This window comes from Bacteroidota bacterium, from assembly GCA_036522515.1.
Lineage (GTDB): Bacteria > Bacteroidota > Ignavibacteria > UBA10030 > SZUA-254 > VBOC01.
On the sequence record DATDFQ010000001.1, the window covers coordinates 38,834 to 63,107 of the forward strand.

The following is a 24,274-nucleotide window of genomic DNA, read 5'->3' on the forward strand; positions in this document are numbered from 1 at the left end:
CTACCTCCTTCCCCCGGGGAGACCGGCCTAACAGGACTACCGGTTGCTTCGCCGGAACGACAACATCATCGGAAGCGCGAAAAGGGTGAGGATCGTCGACATCGCAAAACCACCGATCACTGCGATGGCGAGGGGGCGCTGCATCTGAGCGCCGGCCCCGACTCCGAGCGCAAGGGGGAGGAGTGTCAGGATTGTCGCAAGGGCAGTCATGATGATCGGGCGAAGCCGCATTGTTCCAGCCGCAAGCAGTGCATCTACTTCCCCGGCTCCCCCATCGCGATATTTTCTCGCAAAGTGGACGTAGAAGATGCAGTTTTCGGCGACCGCCCCCACGATCAAAATCATGCCGACAAAGCTCGACACGTTGAAGGTGGAATTCGTAAGCCAGAGCGCGAAAAAGACGCCGGAGAGCGAGAGGAGCGTGAGCAAATAGATAACGCCGGTGATGAAAAACGATTCGAACTCGATCAGGAGTACGATCCACACCAATAGCGATGCCGCAATCAGGACCATCAGCAATCCGCGGAATGATTCCTGCTGAGTCTGATAGAGACCTCCATAACTGAGCGTCACCCCCTGCGGTATGGTGAGATGCTTCCTCAGGCGGCTCTGAATATCCCCGATGGTCCCGCCCAGGTCCCGCCCGGAAATCCTCGAAGTCACGGCAACCATCGGTTTCAGATTCTCCCTCTCGATCTCCGTCTGTCCGGGATCAGTCCTGATCGACGCCAGCGAACTCAGCTGAAATATTCCCCCGTTCGTAGAATGAACACGGAGTGATCCAATCTTCTCCGGATCTTCCCGGTACTCATTGGGTAGGCGGACCCTGACGCCGATCAGTTTTTCGCCATGCTGAAGTTCTGTTGCGACGCTTCCCCGGATGTCGTTCTCAAGCTGCTGGACCAGATCTTCGACGGTGAGCCCGGCTCTGCCGATCGCTCGCCCGTCGGGGACGACGATGAGCGCGGGACCGCTGACGGTGATCCCGTCGAACACATCGACCACTCCGGGTACGTCGGTAATAATCGTGGCAATCTCCTTTGCGGTCTTTTCGATGAGCAGCTTGTCCGCTCCGAACACCTTGATTTCGATGGGCGAAGGGACGTTCGTCAGGTCGCCGACCAGGTCCTGAATTGCCTCGCCGAATTCAATTCTGAGGGCAGGTTGGGATGCCTCGATCTTGGAGCGAAGTTCATCCATGATCTCATCTGCTGACCGGTCTCGCTTCTCCTTAAGCTTGATCATTAAATCGCCGGTATTCGGCTCCGTAATAAAAAAACCTAGCTCTGTCCCGGTGCGACGAGAATAGGATTCAACTTCAGGCGTCTGCATGATCAGCTTCTCGACCTCCAGCATGATGCGATGTGTCTCGTCGAGTGAGCTTCCGGGTGGAGACCAGTAATCAAGGACGAAAGCGCCCTCATCCATTTCCGGCATGAAGCTGCTGCCGAGCGTTGTATAGAGATACCCGCCCCCGGCCAGGAGAACGATCATCAACGGAACGATCAGAATCCGGCGCCGAATTAAGGAACCCAGCATGCGTTGGTAGAGCGGGTGTGAATGTGCTTTCAAATTGCCCCTCGCAACATCCCCCGGAGTGCCTCCAGACATCTTGAACCTGGATGCGAGGAGCGGTGCCACCAGCAACGACACGACGAACGAGACGACCAGCGCGAAGATCATCGTGAGAGAGAGGGGCTTGAAAAACGAGCCGGCCACGCCCGAAAGGAATGCGAAAGGGATATGAATAACGATCGTGCTGGCGCTCGAACCGACGATCGCCGGAAACATTTCGGAGACCGACGACTGGGCCGCGCTGAGGAAGCTCTCCCGCTTCTCTTCGAAATGCCGGAAGATGTTCTCGACAATGACGATCGTATCGTCGATGATAAGGCCGATTGCTGCCGCGATCCCTCCGAGCGTCATGATATTGAACGATTCGTTCAGCGTATGAAGCAGGAGGGCGGTGATGGAAACCGTAATGGGGATGATGATCGCGGCGATAAAAATCACCCGCCAGTTTTTCAGGAAGACCAGCAGAATGAGGATTGCAAGCACCACACCCATCCCGATACTGTCCCGGACGGTCGCGAACGACTCCTGGATGATGTCGGACTGGTCGTAGAAGTTGCTGATCGTGACGTCGGAGGGTATTTGAGAGCGGAGGTCGGCGAGCATGCTCTTCACATCGTTTGAGATCTGCACCGTATTTCCGTCGGGCTGCTTGACGATGTTGATCAGGACAGCTTCCTTCCCGTCGCTCGTCACGCGGATGTATTCGTCCTTTTCCGATGGTGCGACCGAGGCGAGCTCGCCCAAGAGGATCGGCGTGCTCCCGCGCGTGCCGACCACAATATCTCGCACCGCCTCAATCGAAACTTGACGGTTATCCACCAGAGTGAGGTAAAGGCGGTGACTCGCATCCACGAGCCCGACCGACTCAAGCAGATTCGTCTTGCGGAGCGCCTCCGAGACTTGAGTGATATCGAGATTGTATGCCAGGAGTTTCGCCGGGTCTGCGGTGACGAGGAACTCACGGGTTCTCCCGCCCACGATACGGGTCTGCGAAACTCCGTAGATGCGGCTCAACGCAGGGCGAATCGTGTACAGTGCGATATCCCGCAATTCCACAAGGCTCCGTTTGCCGGATGTGAGAGCATAGCCGACGATTGGCAAAAAGGTCGCGTTCATTCTCTCGACAAGGATCGCGGCGCTAGCGGGCAGCTGGCTTCGCACTGAGGAGATTCTGGCCTGAAGTAACTGCTGCGAAAGGAGGATATCCGTGCCCCAGTTGAAATTGACGAAGATCTCCGAGGAGCCCCTCGTTGTCTTGGAGCGGACACTACTCACACCCGCAACTGAGTTCGCAGCCTCTTCGAGCGGCTTAGTCAACGTGACCATGATGCGTTCAGCCGGCTGATCTCCGTCGTCGACGATGATGGCAATTCTGGGGAAGGTGATGTCCGGAAAAATGGAGATCGGGAGGTTTAGCGCGGCGAGGACACCCGCGGCTGCAACTGCCGCGACAATGAAAAGAATCGCCCGCGGATGCCGGTGAGAAAAGCCGGTAATATTCAACGGCGGATCCGCACTCTCGTTGAGTCGGGCAGGCCGTACTGCCCCTCGATGATGACGAGGCTTCCGGCGGAAAGATGAGAAGACGAGACTTCAACGGTCGAATCCGTCGCGAGTCCCGTTTTTACTTCAATGGTATGGGCAAGCGAATCGGTGCCGACGATCATCAGGCTTGTCGTGTTATTCTCGTCGTTTTTCAGGAGCGCGGGTTTCGGGACGAGAAGAATATTCTTGTGTTCGCCGACGGAGATCGCCGCCTGCCCGAAGAGCGATCCCTCGAGATCGGGATTCGAAGCCGCAAAGGTGACCTGAACCGGTATCGATTGATCCCCCGGATTCACTTCCGGCTGGATCCTGTGAACGACCCCGGAATAGATCTTTCCCGGACGCGTTGTGAATGACATCGTCACTTGCTGGCCGAGCCGAACTCTGCTCGCAGAGGAGGGTGTCACCTGCGCGAGAAAAAGGAGGGACGCGGGATCGACGATGGTCGCGATGAGTTCGCCCTCCGCGACGACCTCCTGCTCGTTCTTGGCTTTGTCGCTGAAGATACCACCGGTGGGCGCGGTAATGTCGATCGTGTTCACGGTCTTCATCGCGAGGTCGAGCGACTTCTGTGCCTCCTCGCGCTGGGATTCCGTCGTTGCGGTCCGGAGCAACTGTTGAGCGCCGCTGATCGAAGCCTGCGATTCCTTGGTTCGGACTTGAGCGACGATCTCCCCCCGCTTCACCTCGTCGCCGTTATACAGCGTGCAACGGGTGATCAGCCCCGCGATGGGAGATCGGATCTGCGCCTCTACCCGGTACTGCGTGGCTCCGGAAACGGTGATGGTTTCGTCGATCCGTCCGCTCTTGACCACTGCAGTCCTGACATCGACCAGAGCTTCGGGAGTAGAATCGGTTTCCTCCCGTTTTGCGCAATCGGGGAGTAGTCCAATCAACAAAACAAAACTGAGCGCGACAAGCACCCGGATTCCACGAAGGATAGGTTCTTTTTTCATTGGGGGTCTTACCGCGGGAATGTTGTCATTATCTCTCGAAGAACGTTATTTTCCGCTCAGCCTGTAGAGTTCCGCAAGAGAAGCCCGGTACGTGAACAGGGTGGAGCTATAATTCAGTTTTGCCTCCACCCAGAGCCGGTGGGCGTCGAGCACCTCGAGATTGAGCCCCGATCCGCCCGCGAAACGCGACTTCGCGGAGAGGTAATTTTTCTCGGCCTCTTCGATGTTGGCCCGATAACGTGTAAGGTTCAGCCGGGCGAGGTTCAGATCGGACGTTGCATTGCGCCATTCGACCTCGAGCGTGCGTTGCTGAAGGAGAAGCTGCGCGTCAAGCTGTTCGAGGGCCAGTTCCCTTTGCTCGATCCGGTTATCAATGCCGCCCCATGAGAAAATCGGCACTTCGAGCGAGAGGAATACAGAATAGCCGAAGTCGTGATGCAGTTCGTTCAGATGAATCCCGAGGGCGCCCACGTCGCCGGCCAGTGTGAGCGTTGGAAGCCGTTCTCCCTTCGCGATCGTGATGCCATAGTCCGCCGACTTGCGCTCACGGTCAAGAAGTTGCAGTTCCGGATTTTCCTCCGCCACCAGGACCGGAGTCCCCGAGGTGTCGCCGTCGAGCGGAAGAACCTCGATCTCCCGGTCGGGGGCACGGCCGAGGAGGTTCGAGAGCAGCCGTTTCGATTTTTGCACAGCCTGGACGGCGCCGTCGGATGCGATCATCGAATTGTTCAAATCGACCTGGGTTTTTAACCGGTCGCTCTCCGTCGCGTTGCCGCCGAGCCGAAGCTGGTTCACGAATGTGAGATAGTCCTGGAGCCGTGCGACCGTTTCGCCGCGGATCAGAGCTTCTTCTTCGGCGCGGAGAGTCTCATAGTATTGAATCCTGACGTTGAACGCCAGCTCGGCGCTGCTTTTGTGAAGGCCCGCCTGGGATTTTGTGATTTCATTCGTCGATTGATCGATCTGAGCGCTGCGCACGCCTCCGTCGAAGAGGGGAAGGCCTGTTGCCAGTTGAACGCCGTACTCTCCGCCGTTGGTGACGGCCTCGTTGTATCCTGTCTCGGGAGTATAGAGGTAATGCGAACGGAATGCGAGCGCAGGGTATCGGGCGGATGTTACTTCACGAAGCCGGGATTCATCCTGCCTGATGCCGATCTCGGCGATTTTGATCGCCGGGTTGTTCTTCTGGGCGATTTCCAACGCGTCCTTGAGTGAAATCGAGTCTGTCTGGGTGAACACCCGTGGGGAATGTGCAGCGATGAGGGAGAGACAAAGAATCAGCTGCTTCATCGAAAGAAGTCTGTTGAAAGAGACTCTTGAATTGTCATCCTGAGGGAGCATAGCGACCGAAGGATCTCAGTCCATGATAAAGGAGATCCCTCGCGGAGTTTATCCCGCGCAGGCGGGACTCAGGATGACAATGGATTTGAAATCGCCGTTGTAGTATATGAAAAATCGCCTAGAAAAACCATTTATAAGCGGTTCCGCTTAATTGACATTCGGCGTGATTAGGTTTATATTATTCACGAAGAATCAGCCACGCCCGGCGTATTCACGCCACACTAACACCAGCGAACAGGGAATCAACGTGAAAAAAAACTCTCTCATAATCATTCTCTTTCTCCTTATCCTGCCCGTGTTTGGAATTTCTCAGGAAGCGTCCTTGGGTGCCGGCTACAAGCTCCTGGAAAAACTGAAGCTCGGAGGAGAAGGGGGCTGGGATTATCTCACCTACGATACCGCCGCTCATCGCCTCTATATCTCGCGCAGTACGCATGTCCAGGTAGTCGATGCCGATAAGAAAGAGGTCGTCGGGGATATTCCGAATACGACCGGAGTGCACGGAATTGCGCTCGTGCCGGCCTTGAACCGGGGATTCACAAGCAATGGGAGGGACTCCTCTGTTACCGTCTTCGATCTCACAACCCTGAAAACGATCAAGACGATCAAGATCGATGCCCGAAATCCGGATGCGATCATGTATGATCCCGTCTCCGGCCGGGTGTTTACGTTCAACGGAGGGAGCCATAACGCGACCGCGATCGATGCCCAATCGGACTCCGTGGTGGGGACGATTCCCCTCGGTGACAAACCGGAGTTCGCAGTCTCGGATGGGAAGGGTATGGTGTATGTCAATCTCGAAGACAGCAGTATGATCGTCGCCATCGACGCGCGCACGTTGAAAGTCGCAAACAGGTGGTCCATCGCGCCGGGCGAGCACCCGAGCGGTCTCGCGATAGACCGGGAGCATCGGCGGCTCTTCAGCGGATGCGACAACAAGATGATGGTCGTCTTTGATCCCGATAACGGAAAGGTTGTCACGACCGTACCGATCGGCGAGGGTGTCGATGCGACCGCATTTGATCCCGCGACTGGTCTGGCGTTCTCCTCGAACGGAGAGGGAACACTGACTGTGGTTCACGAAGATGCGCCGGATAAGTTTACCGTCATCGAAAACGATTCGACTCAACGCGGCGCCCGCACGATGGCGCTCGATCCGGCGTCGCACCGGGTGTACCTGTCAACCGCGGAGTTCGGACCTCCTCCGGCTCCCACCGCCGACAGGCCCCATCCGCGCCCGAGCGTGGTTCCGGGGTCATTTACGATCGTCATCATGGGAAGGAAATAGCTTGTCGAACAGGATTGGGCAGGGACTGATCACCAATAAGGTACGCGGATGATCGGCGAGTCGATTTCTCACTATACTATTCTGGAAAAGTTGGGCGAGGGGGGGATGGGTGTGGTTTACAAGGCCCAGGATCTCAAACTCGACCGCTTCGTGGCCATCAAGTTTCTGCCGGCCCATCTCTCGGCTTCGCCGGAGAACAAATCGAGGTTTATGCAGGAGGCAAAGGCCGCCGCGGCGCTCAACCATCCGAACATTCTGGGCGTCTACGAGATCGACGAACAAAACGGCGCACTCTTCTTCGCCATGGAATATGTCGAAGGCAAGACACTGAAGTCCCATATCTCGGACCAGAGGTCCGGCACCGGGATTCCCACCAAACAAGCTCTCAACTGGATGATGCAAATCGGTGAGGGGCTCAAGGCCGCTCACGATAGAAATATTGTCCATCGCGATATCAAGCCCGAGAACATCATGATCACTCCCGAAGGGAAAGTGAAGATCATGGATTTCGGGATCGCGAAACTCAAGAGCAGCTCCGGGTTGACGAAGACAGGGACATCTCTCGGGACGCTCTCCTATATGTCGCCCGAACAGGCGCACGGGGTTGCCACGGATTCCCGGTGCGACATCTGGTCGCTCGGTGTGGTTTTCTATGAGATGTTGACCGGGGAGAAGCCGTTCCGCGCGGAACATGACGCCGGCCTCTTGTACCTGATCGTAAACGAGCAGCCTCCTCCACCGAGTTCGTTGGACAAAAAGATACACCGGCAGATCGACGCCGTCGTGATGAGGATGCTGGAAAAGGACCGCACCCATCGATACTCGGATATGCGTGAATTCCTCCGGTCGCTCGAAGAAGTCAAAACGGCAATTGAAAACACGGCGGCAACGTCGATCTCGAAAGCCATCGCTGTCCTTCCTTTCGGCAATATCAGTCCGGATAAAGAGGGCGACTATTTCAGCGACGGGCTTACCGAGGAGTTGATCGCCAATCTGGCAAGGCTAAAAGATATCCGTGTCGTTCCCAGGGCCACATCCATGCAGTACAAAGGGACAACCAAGGACTTGAAATCAATCGGGCGTGAACTTGGAACCCGCTACGTCTTATCGGGAAGCGTAAGAAAATTTCAGGACAATCTGCGGATCACGGTGGAACTTATCGACATCGAGGCAGACGCCCAGCTCTGGGCAGAGACGTACAAAGGAATACTTGCGGATGTCTTCGACATCCAGGAGCAGGTGTCGAAGCAGATCGTCGATGCTCTGATGGTCAAGCTTTCCCCGACCGAGAAAGTCGTCCTTACGAAACGGGCCACCCTCAACCCGCAGGCGTTCGACTGTAACTTGAGGGCACGCGATTCGCTGTATCGTTATACCAGACACGGAGTTCAGATCGCGATCCAGCTTTTCCAGAAGGCGATCGAACACGATCCGCGTTATGCCGATGCCTACGCCGGGTTGGGAGAAGCCTATGCCACCCTCTATCAGCAATTCGAACGCAAGGATACCTGGCTTGAAAAGGCGCTGGAGGCAGGCTTGAAGGCGCTCATGTACGATCCCACACTGTCTGAAGCGTATGCCGCGCTCGGCCTCGCCTATCTTCACAAGAAATCCCACGAGGAGGCCGCCACGGCGAGCAAGAAAGCAATCGAGCTTGATCCGAACAATTTTCTCGGCTACTGGATCCTTGGGCGCATCTATCACACGACCGACCGGGACAGAGAAGCGGTGGACCTGTTCTTAAAGGTCATCACCCTTAATCCCGATTTTTATTCCGGATACGGTGATCTACGGATGGCCTATGAATCGCTGGGTGAGAAGGCGAAGGGTCTTGAGTTGCATAAGTCTGAAATTCAGGTCTACCCCCGATATCTCGCGAAGCATCCTGACGATGCGCGGGCGCACATGTTTTATGCCCTCTCGCTGATAAAGGATGGAAAAATGGAGGATGCAAGGGCCGAGGGAGCCAGGGCGATCGAATTGAGCCCGGATGATTCGCTCATGCTCTATAATGCGTCTTGTTTCTACGCGTCACTGGGTGATAAGGTGCTGGCAGTCGAAACACTCAGAAAAGCCATCGCCGCCGGTTATGAATTCTACGAATGGATCAAACGTGATTCCGATCTTGAGCCCATCCGCAACGAGCCGGGCTATCTCGAGATCATGAGGGGCAAATAAAAGGAAGGGACACGAACTTGAAACTCGCAATCACGATCCTCGCAGTATGTCTCGTCGTTTCAACCGGCTTCGCTTCGAAGAAGGCGCATCCCCGGATCAGCAAGGGGCAGGCGGCGAAAATTGTCCAAAAGGAGTTCAAGGGAGCGCTCATCGAGAGCTCTGAGCTGGAGAATGAGGAAGGAAAGCTCATCTGGTCATTCGATCTCAAAATCGGCGGAGCGACTAAAGAAGTGTGGATTGACGCAAAGAACGGAAAAGTGATCAAGACAGAAGATGAGTCGCTGGCCGCGGTGGAGGAAGAACGCGCCACCGACGAGGCGGAGAAAGCCGCGCTGAAGAAAGTACCCGGGAGCGTCGTCAAAAGCACCCTGAAAGAGAAGAAAGGCAAAATGATCTGCTCGGTCGAAATCCTCACCAAGGCCGGAAAGACCGTTGAAGTGGATGTAGACCGGAAAACGAACAAGATTGTACAGATTGAAACCGAGGAAGCGGCAAAAAAAGAGTAGATTGTATCCGCACTCTATATAGAGAGAGGATTGTAATGGCTGAAGTGGAAAAAAGAGACCGCAACGCCTCGTTTCTGGGGCTCTCGTTCACTATTATCGGCCTCATCTTTCTTCTCCGGAACCTTGAGGTCATTCACCTCGGGCACAGATGGTGGGCTCTCTTTTTTCTGATCCCTATCGCGTACCTGTTGTCGGATCTGATGCAGGGCAGGCAAAGCCGGCGCAACGTGGTCGGCCTCGTGACGATCGTATCGATGATGGTGATCTTTCTCATCGGCGTGAGCTGGTCGCTGGTGTGGCCTATTTTTATCATCATCGGAGGATTGTCGTTCCTCCTTGCGCGGTAGCCGCAGCCTTCAGGCTGCGTGATTCCGTGTCGGTGGCCGAACCCTTTAGAGGAATCGGTAGCCGCAGCCTTTAGGCTGCGGGTTTGCTCTTGGGTTCCATGACCTCCGTATCCACCCAGACCGTGGAGGCGATGCTCTCTTCGACTCGGTAGCCGCAGCCTTTAGGCTGCGGGTTTTGTTTCTCTTGCCTCCATCGAACGATGTATGTGCGGGCGCTATACCATAACGGCGGACAAGGTCGAATTCATCCTGAAGCGGTTTCAGGCCGAGCTGGCTCCGGGCTTCGGCGACTACAGTCCGAGATACAACGCCGCTCCGGCCCAACTTGTGCCGGGCATCGTGTCGAAGGAGGATGGGAAGCGCTATCTGACGCATCTCTACTGGGGCTTGACTCCGCCGTGGGCTGAAAAGGAGGGGAGCAAGTACTCGACCCAGATCAACATCCGCAACGACACGATTGAAAAAAACAAGTTCTTCCGTTCCCTTCTCCTCTCCCAACGCTGCATCTTTGTCGCCGACGGTTTCTACGAATGGCAGGCCCCCAAAGGGTATGAGAAAAAGCCCCTGCCGAAGGGAGTCAGAAAAACCCCCTACCGAATTGTGTTCAAAAATGGCGATCTGTTTCCTCTCGCCGGGCTCTGGCGGACAATGAAAGACGGCAACCGGTCCGTCCTCACCGGAGCAATCATCACCACCGACCCGAACAAGTTGATGAAACCGATCCACAACAGGATGCCGGTGATTCTGAACGACGCCGGGTTGAAGCACTGGCTCGACCCGGAATACAAGGACTTCGATCAGCTTAAACTCTATATGAGTCCGTTCCCCGACACGAAGATGAAAGCCTATCCTGTCTCCACTGCCGTCAATAACGCAAAGTTCGACTCCGCGGCCGTCATCGAGCCGGCCTGAGGAGGTTCAACTGTCCGTTCCGCAGATTGAGGAGGCTGGTACTACTGAGGCAGGGGAGCCGGAGAACGGCCGAACGAACCTCGCCATCACCTTCGACAAGGAGTATGTCTCTCTCCTCCAAAAGCTACCCTGGTATAAGCCTCTCGCGGAGTGGACAGAGCGGGACGCCCGTTCGCTGAAGGTGAAGAGTGGCCTCTCACGCCACCTTGTCCGGTTCATCAAGGTCCGGGGGAAGGCCTTCGCCATCAAGGAGACATCCGCCGAAACTGCCGTGCGGGAGTACAATACCTACGTACAGCTCCGGCAGATGAGCGTTCCCACGCTTCAGGCCGTGGGGAAGGTCGTGCGTGAAGACCGGAGGATGCTTACCGAGACAAAGGCCGCGATGCAGGCCGAATCCGATTCTACCGGCTACGTCGTCACCCGGTTACTTGAGTATGCCATCCCGGATTACTATCTTTTCAGGCGGGCATTCACCACCGTGTCGCGGAGGCGTATCTGGGACGCGATTGTGAGGCTGTTCGTCCAGCTCCATTGCAAGGGGGTGTACTGGGGCGACGCTTCGTTGTCGAACATGATGATACTCTTCGTGAACGAACGATTCCCCGAGATCGGTATCCGGACGGTCCTCAAGGCGGTCCTCGCCGATGCGGAGACGGTCGAGATCTATCCCCAGGTCTCGGAACGGCTGCGCCTGTCGGACGTTGAGTACTTCCTTGAGACGATGGCGTGGACGGAGGCGGATGCGATCGCGAGCGGTCTTACCCGGGAGCGGCTGATGACCGAAACCGACCGAAAGTATATCATGAACCGGTATCTCGATCTCTTTGAGATCGAGCGGGAGGAGCAGTCGTTCGCATTGATCACGAAGATCGACGTCGATGCGATGCTGGGGCCGTTCGGCGCGAAGGGTCAGTCGAAGGCGCTGCTCCAGCACATCTACGAGCATAAATGGTATTTGAGCGAGCGCAGCGGCAAGGAGGTGGCGATCGGGGATGCAGCGCGTGACTGGTATGTCGACGTGTTCAAACCTGTGATCCATCTCTTTGAAGAATTTTCGATTCTCGATGATTTTCCGGACCGCACCGCCGCATCACTCTATCTCGATATCATGCTCCATAAATATTATCTGAGTGAGAAATTCGGAAAGGATGTCGGATTGGTCGCGGCGTTCGAAAGCTATTCGCGCCAGTTCAAGGGAAAACACGCCACCATGGAGAAAATGATTGGCCTTGCCCATTCAATGAAAAGACTGCTTGAGAGGTAAAGTCGGGGGGGGAGCAGAGGTGCTGTCCTAATTTCACCCCGCTCGTCATCCCGGCATGCTTTAGGCCGGGATCTTCATTGGGTGACCTTTGTAACGATGCCGAACAGAATCATTTCGGAATGACGGGAAATTGGGTATTCTGCGATCCGGGCAAACTAGGACAGCACCGGAGGAGATCTTGACTATCCAAACATTTATTTCTAAATTGGTCTTGGAGAATCGAGTTAATCTTGTGGGCTGGGAGTAAATTTCTACGCCGCCCCAATCCTGCCCGGGGCAATCATACCGCTTTCCGTTCTTCCAGTGTCACCAAAACAAGCCGCTACGTGGCTCTCAAAATGAGCGCCCGCGAGTGTCTTTAGGGGGAGCAATGAAAGCAGACCTTCTTTTCCCGCATATCTTGATACCGCCAAAACGAATCTTAGAATCAGGGCTCATCGCGCTCGCATTGTCTTTCGGCTATTGTGCCGGTGTCGCACAATCTCCGCGTGTCTGGATTCAGACAACAGTTGAGGATTTCTCGGCGGGGAGGGTCGAGAACGATACCGTAACCAATTCCTCCGGCGGTGAGGTAAGACTGATGCCGTTCTTAGTTAAGACCATCCCCGATACGAGAGATTACTCATTCCTTCCTGATCGGGTGTACAACAGTCGCGGTGAGTATCTTCAGTACTGGATCCACAATGTCTGGCAAGATACCGGGAGCGGTCTTCTCATCCAGCGCTATGACTCGGAAGGGAATGCCGTCGGCCCTGTCCTCCGAGCCAACGATGGCGAGGGCCCCGCAGCCGGGTCGGTTGGTTACATGTCGAACGGATACTTCTATGCCGCATGGTGGGCCGGGAATTTCAACACGTACGGACAACTATTTGATAGCAACGGGGTGAAGGTCGGTACCAACCAGATCGTTTCGGTCGGAGGGATCGATCCCGTCATTCTCACGGAGCCGGGCGATTCGGCGTTCCGGGTGTTCGTGCGGAAGCCGGACTATTCAGGCGGGGCGGTGGCTGACTCAACCATAATATTCTATTCGAAAGTGGACCTCCACGGGATGCTCATCGATACCGGGCGAAGGATCCACCCACACAATCTGAAAGCCTTTGAACGTCCCTTGCTGGCTTCTGCGTCATCTGACAGCGAGTTTATTCTGGTTTTCGCGGCGACGGAAGCCTTTTGGGGCGGAGCCGACGATCTCTATCTCCAGCGTTTATCGATCGCAGGAGATCAAACCGGAGAAATCCAGGAACTCGGTGACGTCTCCACGCTCGATTTCGCCCTGGCGCAGATTGCACGGGACGAAGCCGGACGGCAGGTGATCATCTGGAGCGATAACCGGCCTCAAGCCGTTCAACCCCCGGGGTCCTGGAATCTTTACGGCCAGCTCTTGGATCGGGAGGCGCGGAAAATGGGAAGGAACTTTTCCATCAATTCCATCAAGCCGGGCGAGACCGGTACCAGGTATGCGTGCATGCATTATCACAATGGTGTGTTCAGTGTCTGGTGGGGTGCCGACAGCCTCCCGGTGGGCCCGGTCATTCCCTACCGCAATGAATGGGGATTTAATTATGATCTGACCGGGGTGTATACCTCGAGCGTACATGATGCCGGACCGCTGATCGCTACCTACGATTCCCTGAGTTTCATGGCAACAACTCCATCGGGAACTTCTCTCAAATTTCAGCTGAGGTCAGGAACTACGCCGGCAGAATTCGATACGGCGGTCTGGAGGGGGCCCGACGGAACGGCAGGCAGCTATTACACGGTCAGCGGAGAAGCGATCAGCACGACTCACCATGGGCAACGGTACCTGCAATGGAGGGCTCATTTTTCCACTACGCTATTCGGTGAATCTCCGACGCTCTTTGGGTTGGCGCTGGCTTACAGTCTTTCGAGCTCTCCTCCTCCGGAACCGCCTGCGCTTGTCGACGCATCGCCGGGACATGGGATCGTCACCTTGCAGTGGCAGCACTCTCCTTCCCCCGCAATCTACCGCTACAAAATCTATCGCGGGATGTCGCCCGGTTCATTTGATTCGATTTGGACCAAAACTCTGTCCGACACAAGCCTGAGCTATCAGGATTCGGAGGTTGTGAATCGATCGACCTATTATTATGCGGTCACCGCTGAGGACAGCAATTATCAGGAAAGTGATTATTCCGCGGGAGTGAGCGCAGTACCCTATGGCATCACGATATACGTTTCTGCAAGCGCGCTTGCTCAGGGATCCGGGACCATTGAACAACCGTATCCAGAAATCAGCCGGGGGATGAATCGTGCGCTGCGGTTCGATACGGTATCTGTCTTGCCGGGTATCTACCATGAGACGGTCCGGATTCGACCAGACGTGTTTCTCGCGGGCAGCGGACCGGCTCGGACCTCCATCGAAGGGGGAAGTGATTCCGGCGTGGTCATCTGCAGACGAGGGTCAGGGGTCTCGGGCTTTACGATCAACATGATTTCAACGACTTCTACCGACTGCGCGATATGGTGTTCAAACTCGGGACCCCTGATCGAGGGGAACGTCATCATCAAGACGTTTTCGACCACCATTCCCGAAAACGCAATCATCGCGACCGGAGGGACTACGCGAATTTTACGGAATTACATTGTCGGGTTCGACGGGGGAGTGATTGTTTCTGAATTTCTCTCATCTCTGGAAATGGCAAACAATATCATCGTGGCGAAATTGCTGGGGAGCGCCCTCTACAATGATGCCGGGGGTTCAATCATTAATAATACTCTCGTAATCGAGGGTTACGGGGTAGCCGTATCGCTGTATTCCTATCCACCTGCAACTATCAAGAACAACATCATCATTGGTCCCTCGACTGCCGGCGGACAGGGATTTAGTCTGAATGACGACCCTGCATATCGGAGGGTCTCCGTCAGCTATAATAACGTCTCTAATTTTCACGACAACTACTATAGTTGGATGCTGGATTCAAATAACATATCCGCCGATCCGGGGTTTGTGAACAGGGGAGGAGCTGATTTCCGGTTGCAATCCGGCTCGGTTTGCGGGCACGCTGGCGATCCCGATGCTCTCTACAATAATCGAGATGGATCACGCAATGACATGGGAGCATTCGGGGGTCCGAATCCGATCGACCCGGCCATCATTCCCGGATTCGCCGTCTCCTTCGCATCCGAGAGCGTATCCGGCTTTCCCGGCGATACGGTGTTGGTAGAGGTTACGATCGATAATGCAAGCCGTCTCGCGAGCGCTCAGTTCTCCCTCTCCTATGATTCTTCGATTGTGAGGCTGCTTTCTATAGAGAAGACTATTCTCACGAATTCAATGCAGATCTCTATGGACACATCCCGCACCGGGTGGCTTGGAGTTTTGATGACCGGCGATAGGAATATCGGGGGAGGGAGCGGTGCACTCGTTGATCTTCACTTTCGAATCTCTCCATCGGTGCCGGAAGGTGTGCCGGCGTCACCGGTAACTGTCGAGAGCGTGAACTTGAGGGACAGTTTGAGTCAGCCACTGCTTTTGCGGGAGGTCAAATCCGGGGTCATTGCGGTGAGTCCGGGAGGGAGGGGAGGTCGATATGTTTTTGTAGATTGGCGCAATAGTTCTCCGATTGAGGATGGCTCGCGCAGAAATCCATGGAAGACCGCGCAGCGTGGTCTAGACCATGCGCTTCCGGGTGACACTGTACTCCTTGCCGCCGGAACCTATGAAGAACCGGTCCAGCTACGCGACAGCCTCGAGCTCCGGGGCAACGGAGCCGGGGTGACGAGCCTGAAACTGGATTCAATCGACCTGGTATTGTCTAAGAGTCCGGTCGCATGCTCAAACGTGAAAGGAGTTTGCATCTCACATCTGACGATTGTCTCGCCCGATCCCGACGTTTTGGGCACTGTCGATTGTCGAGCATCAACCGTGGAGATCCATGACTGCCGTATTATCGGATCTCCCGATAATTCGGAGGCCCTTATCGCCGTGCGGAACGGTTCAGCGATGGAGGTGCACGATACATACCTCTCCGGCTCCACGGGGATCGCAGTCTCAAATTCCTCGCTCGATGTCACACGCACTGTGATCAAGAGCGTAGGCGGCGCAGGCGGTATTTTCCTCACGAACTCAACGGCCCGGATCACGAATGACAGATTCTACATTACAGATGCATATGGTATAAATGTCGTCTCTGGGCGCGGGATCACAATCCGAAATAACCTCATCCGCGGCGCGACCACGGTCACGGGCGGTATACTTGTGTGGGCGGGGGACAGTCTGTCCATAACAAATAACACGCTCGATACAAGGTTTACCGGCATGGACATCCGCTCCGCCTCCGGCAATGTCATGAATAACATCATTACGGGGGACGGGCGCTTCGGTGTGAGTATCGGTGCGTCCGGACTGAATTCGTTTAACGACGTCTGGGGGAACACCGTCAATTTTTCTGCCACAACTCCCGGAATGGGGGACCTTTCGCTCGATCCCAAATACGTCGACCTCAACATGGAGGATTATCGTCTGCAACAAACCTCCCCATGCAGAGATGCGGGTACCCCGGACAGCCTGTTTAACGACGGCGATGGCTCGCGGAGCGACATGGGGTTATATGGCGGCGGGTTTCTTGATACCCTGTTTTTCAATCTTCATGGTGCCTGGTTGAGTATGCGTGGATCCACCGTAGCTCAGGGGGATACATTCATCCTCCCAATTACCGGAGCGACGATCCGTGGAACCGCATCGGCCGAGGTCGAAGTTTCATTTGACTCGACACATCTCGAACTGATTTCTGCTTCAACCGCTTCGGGAACTTCGATGTTTGCGCTCTCGCGGATCGAAGATCATGCCGGAAACTTGATTCTGAAGCTGGACAACGAGCATGGTTTTTCAGGCGACTCCGCCGACATCATCCGGCTCAAATTTGTGCCACGAAAGAGTGTCTCCGCAACAGCGGTGCAATTCCGGCGGGCGAAGCTTTACAATGAATCTACCGCCGAAATTCCAGTTACGAGATTGAGTAATGCGCAAGTGATCATTACGTCTGTCGCGGAGAAAAAGCCGGTTATTCCGGTCTCTTTTGAACTCGGGCAGAACTATCCCAATCCGTTCAATCCGGTGACAACCATCTCCTACACTGTCGCGAAGGCGGGGATGGTCTCTCTTGATGTTTACAACATCCTTGGTCAGCAGGTGGCAATCCTGGTTTCTGAGTACCAACGTCCGCATACTTATTCTGCTCAGTGGGATGCGAGCAAGTTTTCAAGCGGTGTCTACTTTTATCGATTGAGAGCTTCCGGGTTTCTTGATACGAAAAAGATGATATTGATTCGATGAAAACGATTCTTGAGTGATGAAGCCCCCGGCAAGAGCTACCTCGATGACCGCCGCGTTCCTCTTCCAGGCGATTCTATTTCTTTTCCCGATGACTGTTTGCCCGCAGGATCGGGGTGTTGCCGATAGCGCGAGGGGGCTGATCGCCGGCAGCCGCTATGACGATGCGATTCAATTACTCCGGCATGCGATCGACGATCAGAAAGATTCCGTACGGTTTCACCGGCTCCTCGGTGAAGCCTATCACCGGAAGCGCGACTATTCCAACGCGATCGATGCGTATCGCCGCGCCGCCGCTCTGCAAGATTGCGATACGTGCCACCAGGATTATGATACACTCGGCGTTCTCTCCCTTGAAATGAAAGACCACAAATCGGCGACGGAGTATGCGGAGAAAGCCTCCCGTCACCACAGCGGGGCTTCGCCGAGGGTCCTGGCGGCCGCGCGCATTTTGAAAGGGGATGAGTATAGGGCTGATTATGAGTGCGACAAGGCCCTCGATGAGTACAAAGAGTCGCTCAAACTAATTGAGGATACTCTTGCATACCGGGGAATACTTTCTTGCCTATCATTCAGAGGTGAGATGAAGGAGCTTCTTGAACTTGCAGCGAAGCTCATGGAAAAGCAACCGCAGTTCTATACACCACGAAAGTACCTCTGCGAGGCATATTACGATGCGGGTCTTACGCTGGAGTTAAAACAGGATCTAACAGGGGCAATCGGTTGGTTCGAGAAGGCGATTTCGATCGATCCTCTCCGGGTTGCGGATCTCGCGATCGAGATAGGAAAATGTTATGAGCATCAGGGCGACACTAGCCAAGCCGTCCAGTATTACAGCAATGCACTCTTCGATACGCTCGCTTCATCCGAGGCAGCCCTTGCGCTTGCAAAGATCTGTATCCGGAGGGACAGGTTTACTGAGGCTCTCACAACTCTTCAGACCTCTCTGAAGGGGTTTCCGGTGAATAGTGAGTGCTGGGTCTTGCTGGGAGATCTGTACTTGAAATTAGGAAAGAAAGCAGAGGCGATCGAATGCGATAAGATAGCCGCAAAGCTCGGCGACTCCCCGGCCCAGGGTCGCTTACGAAACAACTATATTCCATACGACTCGATTAATTTTAGGACCCTGCCATGGCTGGCCGCTGATCCCTTTGCAAAAAAGTGGTGGGCGGATTGGCTTCTCGCCGATCGGCTATCATCTCCCGATTTAGTGCCGGTCGAGAAATTGCCGGTGCCCCTCAAGATCGTACAGCCTGATTATCCGAACGGTGCCCGTATTGCCGGAAGCGAAGGTACCGTTTTTCTGAAATGCCTGGTCGACAAGCGAGGGCGAGTCCGGAAAATCACAGTGATCAAGTCAGAGAACGACATCTTTATCGCGCCGGCTGTCGCTGCGGCACTTCAGTGGCAGTTCACTCCGGCGACGATGCATGGCATACCCGTCGCGGTCTGGACGATGGTTCCCTTTCGTTTCAAAATAAATCGTTGATTCCATCCGCTCACCCGGTCAGGCGCATTTCATCACAACAGGGAAGGAACAAACCTATGAAAGGCTCCAGGAGGCGATTCATCATCGCTGTCTCGGCGTGCCTGCTACTCGCAGGCCGGCCGTCATTGGCCCAGAGTACCGAAGGCGCGGAGGCGGGCAAACATAATTCTCTTACGGAGGGTGCCTGGGCTCTGCAATTCGCTGTCGCGGGCAATTTTACGTTGACGAATTTCCAGGGTGCGGTGATCTCTCTCAAGCGCCAGCTTACCCCCGGTCATGCGATTCGACTGGGGATTGGGGGAGCGCTGAGTATCGGGGATAATACGAACCTGAATACCTCCACTCAGTTTGATACTATCACTTCGACGAATTCGAGCTCCTCGCAATTGAACTCATCAAGCATTCAGCTGAACCTCCAGTATCTCTGGTATCCGGACCCGGGCGCGGAGGTAAATCTTTTTTTCGGGGCCGGACCACTCGTCACCTACTCGCACAGTTCCAGCGATGGCGATATCGTCTATGCAGCTACCGGTTCCCCCTCCAACAGTTCAGTCTCAAGCTCTGAATCAAATTCGACGGCCCTTGGGCTTTCCGGACTTCTCGGCGCCGAATGGTTTGCATTCAGAAGCTTCTCACTCCATGCGGAATACGGGGCATCTGTGCGTTATTCATGGTTCGACAGCACGACCGATGATCGTATCATAGGTCAACCGTTTCACAGTACCACCGACCGGAAGAGTAAGGGTTGGAGCTCGCCCACGTCTGCGGTGAGATTCGGCGTGAGCGTCTATTTCTAACAACTAATCTCTTTACACAGCCATGGGAAAAAAAGACAAGCGCGTTGACGCATATATCGAACGTTCCGCCGACTATGCCCGGCCGATTCTCACCCATCTCCGGAGTGTGATTCACAAGGCCTGCCCGGATGTGGAGGAGACCATCAAGTGGGGATTTCCGAGTTTTGAGTACCGCGGGATTCTCTGCGGCATAGGAGCCTTTAAGGAGCACTGCATCCTGGGATTCTGGAAGGCCGCTCTCATGAAGGATTCGACGAGACTCCGTTCGAAGGACGGCAAGGATGCCATGGGGAATTTCGGGCGGATTCAGAAGCTCTCCGATCTGCCTTCCCAAAAAATCCTGATGGAGTACGTCAGGGAGGCCGCGGAATTAAACGAGAAGGGGATCAAGCTCCCCCCGAGAGCGAGGTCCGCGGGGAAGCGGAGGCTCGTCGTGCCGGCTTATTTCAAGAAGGCACTCGCGAAAAACAAGAAGGCGTCCAAGGCCTTCGAAGAGTTCACCTATTCCCACAAGAAGGAATATCTCGAGTGGATTACGGAAGCGAAGACCGAGGAGACGAGGAACAGGCGGATCGAAACGGCGCTCGAATGGATGGCTCAAGGCAAATCGAGAAACTGGAAGTACATGCGAAAGTAAGTCCCGCAAAAGCCGTTTGCATCTTAATCGATTTATTTCTATATTCATAGAAATAAATCGGAGACCATGATGACTGAATTAATGACATCCGCCGAGCTGTTGCCCCTGTTCAAGGCCCTGGCGGATAAGAACCGCCTCAAGATTATCGGATTCCTCGCTCAGCGGCCCCACGCCGTCGAGGAACTTTCAAAATCCCTCAAGATCGGCGCGTCCACGGTGTCGCACCATCTTTCCGTGCTCGGGAAAGCCGGGCTCGTTGCGGGAAAGGTACAGGGTTACTATAGCATCTATTCCCTCCAGGTGAGCCCGCTCGAGGCCACGGCGAAACGTCTGCTCCAGCGCGAAGATCTGAAGGAGTTCGCCGGTAATACAGAGGCCGACTCGTTCGACCAGAAGGTGCTCGCGACGTTTTGCACGCCCGAAGGCCGGATCAAGGCGTTCCCCGTCCAGGAGAAGAAGTTTCTTGTCCTGCTCAGGCACGTCCTGAAGGAATTTCAGACCGGGATTCGCTACAGCGAGAAGCAGGTGAACGGGATCCTGTCGAGATTCAACAAGGATACCGCGCGACTGCGGCGCGCGCTGGTGGACTACCGTTATATGGACCGGGAGGGCGGCGGCGGGAAATACTGGCGAACCGAACAGCCGGAGTAGGCGGTTGACAACCTGGCCGCCGCTCCATCCGTTCCGGCCGTCCCGGCGTATGAAGCCGGCGCTTTTCATCGGTAACATCCTGCGCAATTCCCGCAGGCATTACGCTCATTCTATTCTCTAAAGGGAGTCGAACATGGAAAACGGCACAACCATTGGCCTCGGAACAATACTCACGATCGTCGTGATCGTGGTGTTTCTCCTCGGTATACGCATCGTCCGTCCCACGAACAGGGGACTGGTGGAACGGCTCGGCAAGTATCGCAAATTCGCGGGACCCGGCTTTCACTGGATTATCCCGGTGATCGACCACATGTACCGGGTCAACACGACCGAGCAGATGATCAACGCCGAACCCCAGGAGATCATCACCAACGATAACCTGAACGCTGTCGTCGACGCTCAGATCTATTTCAAGGTGAAAGCCGACGAAGAGGACGTGAAGAATTCGCAATACAACGTGAATAATGTCACGTTCCAGATCGTCAATCTCGCGCGCACGACGCTGAGAAACATCATCGGAACGATGACGCTAAAATCCGCCAACAGCGAGCGGGGCCGGATCAACGACGAACTCCACAAGATCCTGATCCAGGAAACCACGACGTGGGGGATCGACATCGTCCGGGCCGAATTGAAGGAGATCGATCCGCCGAAGGACGTGCAGGAAACCATGAACAAGATCGTGAAGGCGGAAAATGAAAAAATCGCCGCAATCGATTTCGCCACGGCCGCTGAAACGAACGCCGACGGAACCAAGCGGGGAGAAATCAAAAAGGCGGAAGGCATCCGGCAGGCGAGAATTCTTCAGGCCGAAGGCGAGGCGGAGGCGATCCGGCTTGTCAACGAGGCGGCGAACAAGTACTTCATCGGGAATGCGCAGCTGCTGAAGAGACTGGAGACGACGCAGGCGTCGCTTGAGAGAAATACAAAAGTCGTCGTTCCCGCGAACACCGATCTTGTGAACGTCATCGGCGATCTCGCCGGAGTATTGCCTCTGAAGAGGGATGCGGGCTAAGACCGCATGAGGTGCCATCGCATGTCTCCCCCTCGTCATCCCGGCATGATTCTGGCCGGGATCTTCATTCTTGTGCTGTCATCGAGATGCTGACCTAAAGCATGTCAGCATGACGAGGTGGAGAGTAGCCCCGCCATACTGAGACACCAGCGGAGCGGCGGGGAGATTGACACTCGCGCCAAAAAATCGTATAATCGTAAAATCGCCGCCGGTTTGAAGCCTCCTATTCCCGGACGCACCGGCGAGAATCCCGAATTTCCCCATCCAATCATAGGAATTATCCTCCGATGAAGAGAGCTTCGCTGATCTTTGGTCTGTTACTCGCCGTCTCCGGTCTCCACGCTCAACCTCTCTTATACCCGAAAACTCCGAAAGTTGAACACTCCGACAACTATTTCGGGACGGTCGTCCCCGATCCATACCGGTGGATGGAGAACGACACCGCCGCGAGCGTCGCCGACTGGGTGCAGGCAGAAAACAAAGTGACTTTCGGGTATCTCGAAAAAATCCCGTTCCGGGACCAGGTGAAGGCCCGGATGACGAAGATTTGGAACTACGCGAAGTACAGCACCCCGTTCCGGGAAGGGGACAACTATTACTTTTTCAAGAATTCCGGGCTGCAGAATCAGAGCGTCCTCTATTACCAGCGCGGCCTCGACGGCAAGCCGGCGATTTTTCTCGATCCGAACACCCTGTCCTCCGATGGAACAGTCGCCCTGAGCGATTTCGCCTTCTCGAAAGACGGCAAGTACATGGCGTACAGCATCTCCCGCAGCGGATCGGACTGGCGCGAGATCTACCTCCTCTATGTCCCGACGAGGACGCAACTGAAAGACCATCTCCGGTGGGCGAAATTCACCGGACTTTCGTGGTACCACGGGGGATTCTACTATAGCAGATACGATGCGCCGGCCGATACGACGAAGGCGTTGACAGCGAAGAACGAATTCCAGAAGGTCTACTACCACGCGATCGGTGACGACCAGAGCGCCGACAAGCTTGTCTATCAGGACACCGCCCATGCAATGCGGACATTCGGCCTCACGGTGACGCAGGACGAGCGATTCGGCGTCCTGACGATCGGGCAGGGGGGCTCGAAGGGAAACGCCGCGTTCCTCCGCGAGATGGAATCGCAGGATCCTTCGTTCCGGCCGGTCATCGAAACGTTCGACGACGATTTCAATCCGATCGGCAATGTCGACGGCAAGGTTTACTTCCGCACGAACAGGAATTCTCCCAACGGCAGAGTGGTTCTCGTCGACCCCGCCAATCCGGCCGAGCCGAACTGGAAAGTGGTCCTTCCGGAACAGCCCGACGTGCTCATGAACTCCTCCCTCGTGGGGGGAAAGCTCCTCGCGACGTACATGAAAGACGTCAGCCACCGGGTGTATGTCTACGACACGGAAGGGAAGCTCGAGAATGAAATCGGGATGCCCACGCTCGGGACCGTCGGCGGGTTCGCGGGGAAAAAGGAAGATCAGATTGTGTTTTACTCGGTAACGTCATTCACATTTCCTTCCACAATCTACCAGTACGATTTCCGGACGAAGGAGTCGAAGCTCTACCGCAAGCCGGAGATCGATTTCACCTCGGAGAAGTACGAGACGAAGCAGGTGTTCTACAAGAGCAAGGACGGGACGCGCATACCGATGTTTATCGTCCATAAGAAGGGTCTCGTGCTGGACGGGACGAACCCCACGCTCCTCTACGGGTACGGCGGGTTCGACATCAGCCTCGCACCCGGCTTCAACACGGCCCGTCTGGTCTGGCTGGAGCAGGGGGGAGTCTATGCCCAGGCGAACCTGCGCGGAGGGGGGGAGTATGGCGAGAAGTGGCATGAGGGGGGGATGGGGCTCCATAAGCAAAACGTGTTTGACGACTTTATCGCGGCAGCCGAGTACCTGATTGCCGAACGGTACACCTCGCCCGCGAAGCTGGCGATCCAGGGAGGGTCCAACGGAGGATTGCTCATCGGCGCGGTCACGAACCAGCGCCCCGATCTGTTCCGCGTCGCCCTCCCGGCGGTAGGCGTGATGGATATGCTCCGGTTCCACAAGTTCACGATCGGCTGGGCGTGGGTTCCGGACTACGGCTCGAGCGACGATTCTGTGAATTTCCATAACCTCTACTCGTTTTCACCGGTTCAGAATATCCGCGAGGGAGTGGAATATCCTTCCACGCTCGTGACGACGGCAGACCATGACGACCGTGTCGTGCCCGCACATTCCTTCAAGTATATTTCCACCCTCCAGGAAAAGTACCACGGCAACAACCCGGTGCTCATACGGATTGAGACGAAGGCGGGCCATGGCGGAGGCAAGCCGACTTCGAAGATCATCGAGGAAACGGCGGACATCTATTCGTTCACATTCTATAATATGGGCGTGACACCGGCGTACTGAGCGTTGCCCGCTTACTCCGGGTGGCTGATGTCGATCCGGTATCAATAATCCTGAAATCCAAGCACACATAAT

The 24,274-nt window shown here is 55.4% G+C and carries 16 protein-coding genes; 13 read left to right on the forward strand and 3 right to left on the reverse strand.

Going from position 1 to position 24,274, the window contains the following annotated elements; genetic code table 11:
• Nucleotides 1–36 precede the first annotated feature (36 nt).
• Genes VI215_00145 through VI215_00155 form a run of 3 tightly spaced genes read right to left on the reverse strand, consistent with a single transcriptional unit; the run spans nucleotide 37 to nucleotide 5,366 of the window.
• A complete protein-coding gene (locus VI215_00145) occupies nucleotides 37–3,078 on the reverse strand; it encodes an efflux RND transporter permease subunit (GenBank protein HEY6190714.1) in 3,042 nt (1,013 codons plus the stop codon).
• On the reverse strand, nucleotides 3,075–4,076 hold the full coding sequence (locus VI215_00150; protein ID HEY6190715.1) for an efflux RND transporter periplasmic adaptor subunit: 1,002 nt from the start codon (nucleotides 4,074–4,076) through the stop codon (nucleotides 3,075–3,077). Before VI215_00150 ends, VI215_00145 begins: the two co-directional genes overlap by 4 nt.
• 45 nt (nucleotides 4,077–4,121) lie before the next feature.
• Entirely contained in the window at nucleotides 4,122–5,366 is a 1,245-nt protein-coding gene (locus tag VI215_00155; protein ID HEY6190716.1) for a TolC family protein, read from the reverse strand.
• A gap of 373 nt (nucleotides 5,367–5,739) precedes the next feature.
• Here VI215_00155 and VI215_00160 point away from each other — a divergent pair, with 373 nt between their 5' ends.
• The 13 genes from VI215_00160 to VI215_00220 all read left to right on the forward strand — a co-directional run bounded on the left by VI215_00160 (nucleotide 5,740) and on the right by VI215_00220 (nucleotide 24,202).
• Nucleotides 5,740–6,705 carry a YncE family protein gene (locus VI215_00160; GenBank protein ID HEY6190717.1) on the forward strand — a complete coding sequence of 322 codons (966 nt, stop codon included), beginning with the start codon at nucleotides 5,740–5,742 and terminating at the stop codon, nucleotides 6,703–6,705.
• Nucleotides 6,706–6,753: 48 nt separating this feature from the next.
• Nucleotides 6,754–8,883, forward strand: a complete 2,130-nt coding sequence (locus VI215_00165) for a protein kinase (protein HEY6190718.1) — start codon at nucleotides 6,754–6,756, stop codon at nucleotides 8,881–8,883.
• Between the two features lie 17 nt (nucleotides 8,884–8,900).
• On the forward strand, nucleotides 8,901–9,389 hold the full coding sequence (locus VI215_00170; protein HEY6190719.1) for a PepSY domain-containing protein: 489 nt from the start codon (nucleotides 8,901–8,903) through the stop codon (nucleotides 9,387–9,389).
• A gap of 35 nt (nucleotides 9,390–9,424) precedes the next feature.
• Complete coding sequence (locus VI215_00175) at nucleotides 9,425–9,736, forward strand: hypothetical protein (GenBank protein ID HEY6190720.1); 312 nt, start codon at nucleotides 9,425–9,427, stop codon at nucleotides 9,734–9,736.
• A 204-nt stretch (nucleotides 9,737–9,940) separates the two neighbouring features.
• On the forward strand, nucleotides 9,941–10,648 hold the full coding sequence (locus VI215_00180; protein ID HEY6190721.1) for an SOS response-associated peptidase: 708 nt from the start codon (nucleotides 9,941–9,943) through the stop codon (nucleotides 10,646–10,648).
• A 181-nt stretch (nucleotides 10,649–10,829) separates the two neighbouring features.
• Entirely contained in the window at nucleotides 10,830–11,915 is a 1,086-nt protein-coding gene (locus VI215_00185) for a DUF4032 domain-containing protein (protein HEY6190722.1), read from the forward strand.
• Nucleotides 11,916–12,495: 580 nt separating this feature from the next.
• Nucleotides 12,496–17,214, forward strand: a complete 4,719-nt coding sequence (locus tag VI215_00190) for a cohesin domain-containing protein (protein ID HEY6190723.1) — start codon at nucleotides 12,496–12,498, stop codon at nucleotides 17,212–17,214.
• Between the two features lie 43 nt (nucleotides 17,215–17,257).
• The gene (locus VI215_00195; GenBank protein HEY6190724.1) at nucleotides 17,258–18,700 is read left to right on the forward strand and encodes a TonB family protein; all 1,443 of its coding nucleotides are present in this window, start codon (nucleotides 17,258–17,260) and stop codon (nucleotides 18,698–18,700) included.
• Between the two features lie 56 nt (nucleotides 18,701–18,756).
• Entirely contained in the window at nucleotides 18,757–19,497 is a 741-nt protein-coding gene (locus tag VI215_00200; GenBank protein HEY6190725.1) for a hypothetical protein, read from the forward strand.
• 22 nt (nucleotides 19,498–19,519) lie between these two features.
• Nucleotides 19,520–20,134 carry a YdeI/OmpD-associated family protein gene (locus VI215_00205; GenBank protein ID HEY6190726.1) on the forward strand — a complete coding sequence of 205 codons (615 nt, stop codon included), beginning with the start codon at nucleotides 19,520–19,522 and terminating at the stop codon, nucleotides 20,132–20,134.
• A 69-nt stretch (nucleotides 20,135–20,203) separates the two neighbouring features.
• On the forward strand, nucleotides 20,204–20,785 hold the full coding sequence (locus VI215_00210; GenBank protein ID HEY6190727.1) for a metalloregulator ArsR/SmtB family transcription factor: 582 nt from the start codon (nucleotides 20,204–20,206) through the stop codon (nucleotides 20,783–20,785).
• A 133-nt stretch (nucleotides 20,786–20,918) separates the two neighbouring features.
• Nucleotides 20,919–21,800, forward strand: coding sequence for an SPFH domain-containing protein (locus VI215_00215; GenBank protein HEY6190728.1), 882 nt, complete (start codon nucleotides 20,919–20,921; stop codon nucleotides 21,798–21,800).
• 287 nt (nucleotides 21,801–22,087) lie between these two features.
• On the forward strand, nucleotides 22,088–24,202 hold the full coding sequence (locus VI215_00220; protein ID HEY6190729.1) for a prolyl oligopeptidase family serine peptidase: 2,115 nt from the start codon (nucleotides 22,088–22,090) through the stop codon (nucleotides 24,200–24,202).
• Nucleotides 24,203–24,274 lie beyond the last annotated feature (72 nt).

Excerpts from the sequence above, each read along its gene's own strand:
- VI215_00210 (HEY6190727.1), top strand. The coding sequence starts at position 20,204 with ATGACTGAATTAATGACATCCGCCGAGCTGTTGCCCCTGTTCAAGGCC.
- VI215_00175 (HEY6190720.1), top strand. The coding sequence starts at position 9,425 with ATGGCTGAAGTGGAAAAAAGAGACCGCAACGCCTCGTTTCTGGGGCTC.
- VI215_00190 (HEY6190723.1), top strand. The coding sequence starts at position 12,496 with ATGCCGTTCTTAGTTAAGACCATCCCCGATACGAGAGATTACTCATTC.
- VI215_00220 (HEY6190729.1), top strand. The coding sequence starts at position 22,088 with ATGAAGAGAGCTTCGCTGATCTTTGGTCTGTTACTCGCCGTCTCCGGT.
- VI215_00195 (HEY6190724.1), top strand. The coding sequence starts at position 17,258 with ATGACCGCCGCGTTCCTCTTCCAGGCGATTCTATTTCTTTTCCCGATG.
- VI215_00150 (HEY6190715.1), bottom strand. The coding sequence starts at position 4,076 with ATGAAAAAAGAACCTATCCTTCGTGGAATCCGGGTGCTTGTCGCGCTC.
- VI215_00205 (HEY6190726.1), top strand. The coding sequence starts at position 19,520 with ATGGGAAAAAAAGACAAGCGCGTTGACGCATATATCGAACGTTCCGCC.
- VI215_00200 (HEY6190725.1), top strand. The coding sequence starts at position 18,757 with ATGAAAGGCTCCAGGAGGCGATTCATCATCGCTGTCTCGGCGTGCCTG.
- VI215_00165 (HEY6190718.1), top strand. The coding sequence starts at position 6,754 with ATGATCGGCGAGTCGATTTCTCACTATACTATTCTGGAAAAGTTGGGC.
- VI215_00180 (HEY6190721.1), top strand. The coding sequence starts at position 9,941 with ATGTGCGGGCGCTATACCATAACGGCGGACAAGGTCGAATTCATCCTG.
- VI215_00215 (HEY6190728.1), top strand. The coding sequence starts at position 20,919 with ATGGAAAACGGCACAACCATTGGCCTCGGAACAATACTCACGATCGTC.
- VI215_00155 (HEY6190716.1), bottom strand. The coding sequence starts at position 5,366 with ATGAAGCAGCTGATTCTTTGTCTCTCCCTCATCGCTGCACATTCCCCA.